Genomic DNA, 9,149 nt, shown 5'->3' with positions numbered 1-9,149 from the left:
ATCTAGCTGTAAGCTTCGTAGAGTTGAGGCTATAAAAAAGCAGAGCGCTCAGGCTCTGCTTTGATGTTTTAGTTGTATGTCTTTGCGACTAGTAAGGCCTATTTGGCGACGTTACCAGCCACGTTCAGCGCATCCCATGTGCGGGAGAATGGTGGTGCGTAACAGAAATCCATATAGCCTAGTTGTTGAGTTGTCATCTTCGCGGTGATTGCAACGGCTAATGCGTTGATTCTGCCCACAGCTCCTTTCTTACCAATGATTTCTCCACCAAGTAGTATATTGGTTTCTGGGTGGTAAACCAGCTTCACTTTTATGTCTTCTTGACCTGGATAGTAGTCGGTTTGGTTCTTGTCAGAAATTGTTGATACTTTCACATCTAAGTTATGTTCTTTCGCCAGAAGTTCATTCACGCCAGTACATGCCAGTTCGTAATCGAGAACCTTCAAGCAAGATGAACCTAAGAAGCCTGACATGTAAGTATCTTTACCTGCTAGCTTATCAGCCATCATGCGCGCTTGTTTGTTAGCTGTGGTTGCAAGTGGTACATATACTGGTTTGCCTAATGCCATGTGATGAACCACTGCACAGTCGCCTACAGCATGAATGTAAGCGTCTTCAGTTGCGCCATATTCATTTACCAGTAACGCGCCATTTGCTGCTTTTGCTAGTTCGAATGCTTCAGTATTTGGTTTGAAACCGAGTGACAGGATAACGATATCAGCTTCGACATTGCCGTTATCGGTTTCAACGATGTAACCACCTTGCTCTGCGTTACGAATTGCAGACACGCTGCACCCTGTTTTGAGGTCTGCACCTGACTCTCTAATTACCCCTTCAACTACTTCAATGATCTCTGGACTGAACTGGCGGCTCATTATGTGCTGTTCACGTTCTATGATGGTTACGTGCTTGTCGAGGCCATGTGCTGCGTCGAATACTTCTAGACCTATAAAACCAGCGCCAATTACGCACACTCGTTGTTTGTCACTGTCTTTCAACGCTTCTTTTACTGCTAAGCCATCTTCCATGCTTGTCAGCGTATACACGTGTTCTGAGTTGTATTCACCGAACGAAGGAACGATAGGACGCGCGCCCGTGGCAATCACCACCATATCGTAATCGATGATGCTCTCTTCGCCTTTATGACGAACTTTAATCTGCTTTTCAACGCGGTCTAGTGCGACCATTTCTGTTTCAACACGAACGTCTAAGCCAGATTTAATCGCTTGTTCTGGCGTACGAGAAATCATGCGTTCCGTGTCGTCAAACATGCCGCCCGCAAAGTAGGGTAAACCACATGCGCCAAATGAGATGTAACTACGCTTATCTAGAACAATGACTTCGTCTGATGGTTGATTACGTTTGTACTTGGCTGCGAAACTCATACCAGCGGCGCTACCGCCTATAACAACAACTTTCATATTTATTACCTAAATAACCTGAACTCAGGAAAAACAGAAGAGCACCCATGTGAGTGCTCTTAATTAAACGTGGAGATTATACTGCAGCTTCTTTTGAAACTGTTGCAGCTACATCAGCATCGTATTGTTCTGTGTTCAGTGAGCCGTTCTTCTTAGCTGTTAGAACACCAGACAACATAGAGCCTGAGATGTTTAGCGCAGTACGAGCCATGTCGATTAGCGCTTCAATAGAAACCAGAATTGCTACAACCGTGATATCTAGACCCATGATGGTTAGTACAGCTACCGCTGCGAATGTTGCACCGCCACCAACACCAGCGATACCGAATGAAGCAATCGCGATAACAGCAATTAGTTGTAGGATGAAGCCTAGGTCAACTGGCATACCCATTACTTGAGCCGCCATGATAGCTAGCATTGCTGGATAGATACCCGCACAACCGTTCTGACCAATGCTGGTACCAAATGTTGCTGACATGTTTGCTGTTTCTTCGTCTACACCTAGGCGTTGAGTTTGTGTTTCAACGTTTAGTGGGATTGCCGCCATGCTTGAGCGAGAACCAAAGCCGAATACTAATACAGGCCAGATTTTCTTCATGAACTTCGCAGGAGACAGACCGAACATCGACACCATCACGAAGTGGATGCCGAACATCACGCCGATTGCCACGTAGCTTGCTAGCAGGAAGCGGCCCATTTCAGCGAGTGCGAATAGGTCGTTGGTCATCATGAAGGTTGTCATCAGAGCGAACACACCATAAGGCGTTAGCTTCAAGATTTCACGTACCATTGACAGTACAACTTCTTTTGCAGAGTTGATGAAATCAACGAAGTTTTGCACTTTCTCTGGCTTACGGTTTTTCACTTGTAGGATGCAGTAGCCAAGGAACATACCGAACAATACTGTCGATAGTGTCGAGGTACGCTGAGAGCCTGTTAGCATGTCAAAGATGTTGGTTGGGATGATAGATAGCGCCATACCAGACAGACCGCTACTTGCCATTGCATCTTGTGTTGCTACCAATGAATCGCCGCGTGCTTCAATTGCACTGTTGGTGCCGATTGTGCTGACTAGCGCGTTTGCATCGATACCAAATAGGTAAATACTTGCGATACCAACGGCTGCTGAGATTGCACAAGTGAAAAGTAGAATACCGATGATTTTTGGTGCGATACGAGATAGTGCGCCACCACCTTCAACGTTCATGATCGAAGAGATCATCGCTACGAATACTAGCGGGATAACGATCATTTGTAGAAGTTTGATGTAACCTTTACCGAACACTGAAATCAGCTCAGCGAAGCCTGCTGTTGCGGCGTTGCCTACACCAAAAACCAGTTGAATTGCACCACCGAACAACAAGCCGGCAGCAAGCGCACTGAGTACGCGGAAGTTAAAACTTTTCTTTTGTTTTTTGAAGTTCGACAACAGTGCGTAGAACCCAAAGAACAGTATGCTTAATCCAATAAATGAAACGCTCATGAGAATCTCCTATGATACCCATTAATACCTAAGTCGGTTATTTTTTGTATGCGATGGCTTCAACTTCAACCAGTGCGTCTTTTGGTAGTTTTGCTGCTTCTACACAAGAACGAGCAGGTGCGTTCTCCGTGCCAAATACTTCGGTGTACACTTCGTTAAACGCAACGAAGTTCTCCATGTCTGACAGGAAGCAGGTTGTCTTCAATACAGTGTCTAGCCCAGCTCCGCTCGCTTCTAAAACGGCCTTCAAATTTTCAAGAGACTGGCGAGCTTGCTCTTTAATACCGCCCTCAACAAACTGCATGGTTTCTGGAACAAGAGGTAGTTGACCTGAGGTATAAACCATTTCGCCGTAAGACGTACCTTGTGAGTACGGCCCGATAGCTGCTGGTGCTTGTTCAGTGGCAATGATCTGTTTCACGATGTAACTCCTAAATTATTGGTTTTATTCTGATTTAAATTCACGGATAAACTTGTAAACCGCCTGACGGCTGATCCCAAGTTGTTCTGATACTTGTGTCGTCGTCTCTTTTAGCTCAAATACGCCGTTATCAAACAAACAACGAATGATGGCTTTGTTGCGACTTTTGCAGGAAATCGTTTCGTCTTGTTCCACTTCTTTTATGGCAGCAGTCAGTGCTTGTTGAATCACATCGTTTGCACTTTTGCTGAAAGTCTCACTGACTAGTGTTTGAGACACGTTGCACGTTGGCATTAACGTTTTAACGATTTCAGGGAATGGGAAGGATAAGTTCATGTTGATACACAGCATGCCAATCGGCTTTTTCTGTGGACCAGCTAGCACACAGGTGGTTGATTTTAGTAGGGAACCATCTGCTGCATTAGTGAAGTAGCTCTTTGGAGAAACTTCGCCAGTTTTCTCAAAGGTGTTCCACATACGTAAACCGAGATCTGTGATTGGAGAGCCAATTTCACGACCTGTGTGATGACCGTTGACGATTTTCACTACCGAGTTTTCTAAGCTTTCAAATGAATGAATGACTACTTCGCAATAGGGGCCAATTAAATCAGCGAGTGTGTCTGCTAAGCGAAAGTAATTGCTTAAACATTCTCTATCTTCATCGGTGAATCTAACTTGTTTTACATTCATAGTTTCGGTTTACATTTTTGAACTCGATGACTGGAATCTACTCCTTTGGTGGTATTTGAACAAGATGCAGTAAACTTCTGTAAACCGATAAAAACCGTCTAAAACACCAACAAATAACGGAAATTTAACCTAAATTAGGAGTGAAATTTGAACAGGATCACCAAACCATCTTCAATATGGTTTAATTTCTTAAACTTCATCAAAGTTTAAATATTTAAAACCAAAGATTGCATTTTTGAACACTTTAATGATCTAGGACAAGTTCTAAAGGGGGCATAAAAATCGGTTCGATGGATGTTTCTTATGTGCGGAAATCTAGCCAGTAATTCTGAGACTGAAATGATGACCGGTCGGCATTCTTTTTCGGTGGGAATGAAGGCTTAATCGATGAGACTGCATTAAAAAAGGATAGTCAGCGGAAGGATAGTAAATCAGAACTTGGATAACGAAAAAGCAGCCTAAGTGGCTGCTTTTTTGTATTTAACAAATATAAGCTAAAAGCTTGCTCGCGGGTTAGCTGGCAAGTTTAGCTTCAACTTGGCCTAAAGCACGTTGGTACATGAACCATGCGCAGGTTCCAGCAAACACATTACCGACCATGGCACCCCAGAATAGGCCTTCAATTCCAGCTAGGTGAGAGCCAATCCATAAACAAGGCAAGAAGAAAGCGAACAGACGCAGTGCTGAAATCGTTAATGCGGTGTAAGACTTACCTAGGGCGTTCGAAACCGACACCATCAGCATGCAGATTCCCAGAGGACCAAGGCTGATTGGGACAATCAAGAGGTGATAATTTAGGATTGTGGTCACTTCACTGTCGCTCGTCATCAATCCTGCTAATCCACTTGAGAATACCCACGTAACGAGCGCAATTACGACTTGAAAGCCAAGTACAAAGGTTGCGGCAATCTTGATCAAGCTACGAATATCAGTCAGGTTCTTTTCTCCCAACATGCGACCAACCATTGGTGGCATCGACATGGTCAATGCAAGCACCGCAACAATTGAGAAAAACTCAAAACGAGAACCCAGCGCCCAAGCCGCAACGGCAGCCGTACCGTAGCCTGCCAGCAGCTTAGTTGCCAACATAGAAGAAACTGGTGGTAGCAATTGACTTACCATCGCAGGCCCCATGATGTTGCCAATCGATCGAACACTCTTACCGATGTCAAGATCGTGCCAATCGAACGTCATCCAATGTTTCTTGGTTACTTTGGGCGCCACGATAAAGATGCCTGCACCGAAAGCCAAAATCGTCGCAATCGCTGCACCGTTGATGCCCATGTCGAGCGTAAAGATGAAGATTGGATCCAATATAAGGTTGATGATGCTGGTTGCGATCATCATTGAGCCGGGCAGCATAGTATTACCGTTGGCACGACACACACTGTAGTAAAAGTAGAGTAGTGCACCTGTCCAAGAGCTGATTAACCAATAGATCCAGTAAGAGTCAATGATCGGTAATACGCTTGCTGGCGCATCGAGTAGTTCTAAAATTGGGCCACGAAGCAGATAAATGATGACTGAAAAAAGTGCGACACTCACACTTCCCATTGCGATCACAAGCCCACCTAGCTGCTTAGCGTAGCGCATTTCGTTAGCACCAATGGCACGTGCAATGACTGCTGTGGTCGCGATGCCCAACCCGACTTGAATTCCGATGATGATCATCTGAATAGGTAGCGTGAAACCTTGAACAGCAAGCGGCAGAACGCCGAGCTGGCCAATGAAGGCACTGTCTACAAGTTGGAAGCTCATTAGAGAAAGCACCCCAAACAGCATTGGCCACGTCATGGTATAGAGTTGTCGGCCAAGCGAAGGTGAGGGAGTTGCGATAGTAGAATTCATATTACTCTTTTTGGTCTTGAAGATAGACTCACAGCGGTAACGTCAAGCTGTGAAGAATTGTGTAAAGGATAACGTAAGGCCAGCACGATACCAATCATTGTTACCGGATCTCGTTATATTCCTTAACCCTGCGGTTGATAGAATTGGCGCATTTTGTTCTGTGACTTTATGGAACTACCTCTCAAACCTTATTTATTTTATAGGCTTATCCTTCATGGCTAATGTAATTATCAAATCCATAAACTAGTATCCTTATAGGAAAACGGATAGTGCATCCGACAGTACAGAATGAACTGCATATTGGAGAGGGAACTAAGATATGCCGACCACAGAAGAAATTCAGATTAGCCAAGAGCAAGTTAGGAAGAATAAGGCTAAGGTGCTCGCCAAGATAAACCAGCAAGGCATTATGTCTCAGGGCTTTCGATTGGTTAACGTTAAAGATTACCAACAGAAGCTACAAGCACTGAAGCAGAAAGTGGAAAACTTCGATTACCTGAATGAAGCGAATAAAAAGCAAGATCAGGTGATTCTCGACATCATGACGCAGAAAGAGAAGATCCATGACTATCTGGATGAAACATCAAGCCAGAAGCTAGCAAATGGTAACCTCGATTTTGGTTCTCGAAATCAAGTTGCCAACGCAACGCTCAAGAAGAAACAACTCTTCATGATGTTTATGGAAACTGTTGAAGCGCAAGAGGCCCTCAGAGAGTTCTCAGTGAAAGTGGCTTCAGTATGTAATGGTACGCTCAAGCAACCTCCCGGTGCTTACTTAGGTGTAAAAGACTTCCACGGTGCGTTAGACAAGATCACTAACCGTAAACGTCATTACGACATCGGTGATCTTAAAGATGCAGCGCGCATGACGATCGTGTTTGAGAATATGGACGATATGATCGTAGCAAAGGCAATGATCATCTTGACCAAAGAATTTGTTGAACTGAAGCACTACCAATCAGCAATGAAAGATCGCTACGGTACGAGCCAAGGTGACAACGCTAAGTTCAACTGCGGTGCAACCGATGCTGGCTACAAAGATATTAAGTTCTTTTTAAAGATGGCGAATGGACATATTGGTGAGCTACAGCTTAATACTCGGAACATGATGGTAGCGAAGAAAAATGGTCATATTATTTACGATATTCTTCGTGATGGCGGTAATCTAGATAAGGCATTTACTATTACTAATAGCGAAGTGCTCGCTAAGATAAACCGTAATATGAGTGAAAAATGGTTTAATTTCATGAAGACGCGAGTACCGAAAGCGAGAGATGATTTGATAGCCGTGCAGGAGCTTGTCGATCGCTTGAGGGCGAACCTTGGAAGAGGTCAAAACTCACTCCAAGTGAGCATGGAAGAGATAACCATATTGTCTCGTGTCAGCCTGTATATCTATGAACAAGGTGACAATGCCAGAGCCTTATTGGAATAGTTAAAAAAGCCAGTCGTAATGACTGGCTTTATTCATATTTCGATTAGTGAAGATTACTTGCTAGCAACGTTGCCTAGCTTCAACCACGTATCGATAACCGTATCTGGGTTTAGGGATACAGAGCTGATGCCTTGCTCCATTAACCACTCCGCTAGGTCATCATGGTCAGATGGGCCCTGGCCACAAATGCCCACGTACTTACCGGCTTTGGTTGCCGCGTCGATAGCCATTTTCAGCATCGCTTTCACAGCTGGGTTACGCTCATCGAATAGGTGTGCCACGTCACCTGAATCTCGGTCTAGGCCAAGCGTCAGCTGCGTCATGTCGTTCGAACCAATAGAGAAGCCATCGAAGTACTTCAAGAACTCTTCAGCCAAAATTGCATTCGATGGTAGCTCACACATCATGATGACTTTCAGACCTTGGTCGCCACGGCGAAGGTCGAATTTAGCCAGAATGTCGATAACCGATGCCGCTTCGCTTGGTGTACGAACGAATGGAATCATGATTTCAACGTTCTTAAGACCCATTTCGTTGCGAACACGTTTGATCGCTTGAGTCTCTAGCTCGAAACAGTCTTCGAATACAGGCGAGATGTAACGAGATGCACCACGGAAGCCCAGCATTGGGTTCTCTTCATGTGGTTCGAACTCTTTACCGCCAACTAGGTTGCTGTATTCGTTCGACTTGAAGTCAGACATACGTACGATCACACGCTTAGGCCAGAATGCAGAAGCGATGGTCGCGATGCCCTCTGTTAGTTTGCTTACGTAGAAATCGATAGGATCTTTGTAACCACGAATACGCTGTGTGATTTCAGCTTTAAGCTCGTCAGACTGAGCGTCAAAGTTAAGCAGCGCTTTCGGGTGAATACCAATCATTTTATTGATGATGAACTCGAGACGAGCAAGGCCCACACCTTCGTTTGGAATCTGCGCGAAATCGAAAGCACGATCTGGGTTACCCACATTCATCATCACTTTAGTTGGTAGCAATGGTAGCTCATCAACTTCAGAACGTTTGATTTCGAACTCTAATTCACCTTGGTAGACATAACCGGTTTCACCTTCAGAACACGACACTGTTACAGTCGCGCCATCTTCAAGGTTGCTTGTTGCGCTGCCACAGCCAACGATTGCAGGGATGCCTAACTCACGAGCGATGATTGCTGCGTGACAAGTACGACCGCCACGGTTGGTAACAATAGCAGAGGCTTTCTTCATAACAGGTTCCCAATCTGGGTCTGTCATGTCTGTTACTAGTACATCGCCTTCTTGAACCAGTGACATTTGGTCTAGAGAGTCAACCAAACGAACTGGACCAGAGCCGATGCGTTGACCGATAGCACGGCCTTCAACGAGTACATCTGCCTTGTTATTTAGCTCGTAACGCTCGATAACGTTTTGGTCGCTTTGAGAACATACCGTCTCTGGACGAGCTTGAACAATGTAAAGCTTGCCATCGATGCCATCTTTCGCCCACTCAATGTCCATTGGACGTTGGTAGTGCTTCTCGATGATCATCGCTTGTTTTGCCAGCTCTTTGATCTCTTCGTCGTTCAGTGAGAACTGATTACGCTCTTGCTCATCCGTATCAATGATGTCGACTTGCTTACCGATCTCTTGGTTGGTTGAGTAGATCATCTTGATCAACTTAGAACCAAAGGTCTTCTTCACGATAGGCTGGTGGCCTGCTTCTAACATTGGCTTGTGCACGTAGAACTCATCTGGGTTCACAGCACCTTGAACAACCATTTCACCTAGGCCCCAAGAAGAGGTGATGAATACTACTTGGTCGAAGCCTGACTCTGTATCAAGGGTGAACATTACACCTGAAGAGGCTTTGTCTGAA

Annotated in this window: 7 protein-coding genes; 1 reads left to right on the top strand and 6 read right to left on the bottom strand. The window is 44.9% G+C overall.

The features are described from left to right. Positions 1–98: 98 nt before the first annotated feature. The 5 genes from BCT81_RS11195 to BCT81_RS11175 form a co-directional block, all read right to left on the bottom strand. Positions 99–1,421 (bottom strand): CoA-disulfide reductase, encoded by a 1,323-nt coding sequence (locus tag BCT81_RS11195; protein ID WP_102424322.1) that lies wholly within the window; start codon positions 1,419–1,421, stop codon positions 99–101. A 76-nt stretch (positions 1,422–1,497) separates the two neighbouring features. Then, a complete protein-coding gene (locus tag BCT81_RS11190) occupies positions 1,498–2,904 on the bottom strand; it encodes a cation:dicarboxylase symporter family transporter (protein WP_102424320.1) in 1,407 nt (468 codons plus the stop codon). A gap of 37 nt (positions 2,905–2,941) precedes the next feature. Continuing rightward, positions 2,942–3,325 carry a RidA family protein gene (locus tag BCT81_RS11185; RefSeq protein ID WP_102424317.1) on the bottom strand — a complete coding sequence of 128 codons (384 nt, stop codon included), beginning with the start codon at positions 3,323–3,325 and terminating at the stop codon, positions 2,942–2,944. A gap of 24 nt (positions 3,326–3,349) precedes the next feature. Beyond that, on the bottom strand, positions 3,350–4,015 hold the full coding sequence (locus BCT81_RS11180; RefSeq protein ID WP_102424315.1) for a PAS domain-containing protein: 666 nt from the start codon (positions 4,013–4,015) through the stop codon (positions 3,350–3,352). Positions 4,016–4,528: 513 nt separating this feature from the next. Then, the gene (locus tag BCT81_RS11175) at positions 4,529–5,863 is read right to left on the bottom strand and encodes an MATE family efflux transporter (protein ID WP_102424313.1); all 1,335 of its coding nucleotides are present in this window, start codon (positions 5,861–5,863) and stop codon (positions 4,529–4,531) included. Positions 5,864–6,182: 319 nt separating this feature from the next. On the opposite strand from BCT81_RS11175, the gene BCT81_RS11170 reads away from it, so the two are divergent. Next, positions 6,183–7,298 carry a hypothetical protein gene (locus BCT81_RS11170; RefSeq protein WP_102424311.1) on the top strand — a complete coding sequence of 372 codons (1,116 nt, stop codon included), beginning with the start codon at positions 6,183–6,185 and terminating at the stop codon, positions 7,296–7,298. A gap of 53 nt (positions 7,299–7,351) precedes the next feature. Here BCT81_RS11170 and ppsA read toward each other — a convergent pair. Further along, positions 7,352–9,149, bottom strand: a 1,798-nt coding sequence (gene ppsA / locus BCT81_RS11165) for a phosphoenolpyruvate synthase (RefSeq protein ID WP_102424309.1), incomplete at its 5' end; no start/stop codon positions are given.

Origin of the sequence: Vibrio sp. 10N.261.52.A1, assembly GCF_002876325.1 — a bacterium.
Classification (GTDB): Bacteria; Pseudomonadota; Gammaproteobacteria; order Enterobacterales; family Vibrionaceae; genus Vibrio; species Vibrio chagasii.
Note: the sequence above shows the minus strand (reverse complement) of the source record. Positions and strands in the feature narration are given on the sequence as shown.

Coding starts and splice junctions, on each gene's coding strand:
- BCT81_RS11175 (WP_102424313.1), bottom strand. CDS start 5,863: ATGAATTCTACTATCGCAACTCCCTCACCTTCGCTTGGCCGACAACTC.
- BCT81_RS11190 (WP_102424320.1), bottom strand. CDS start 2,904: ATGAGCGTTTCATTTATTGGATTAAGCATACTGTTCTTTGGGTTCTAC.
- BCT81_RS11180 (WP_102424315.1), bottom strand. CDS start 4,015: ATGAATGTAAAACAAGTTAGATTCACCGATGAAGATAGAGAATGTTTA.
- BCT81_RS11170 (WP_102424311.1), top strand. CDS start 6,183: ATGCCGACCACAGAAGAAATTCAGATTAGCCAAGAGCAAGTTAGGAAG.
- BCT81_RS11195 (WP_102424322.1), bottom strand. CDS start 1,421: ATGAAAGTTGTTGTTATAGGCGGTAGCGCCGCTGGTATGAGTTTCGCA.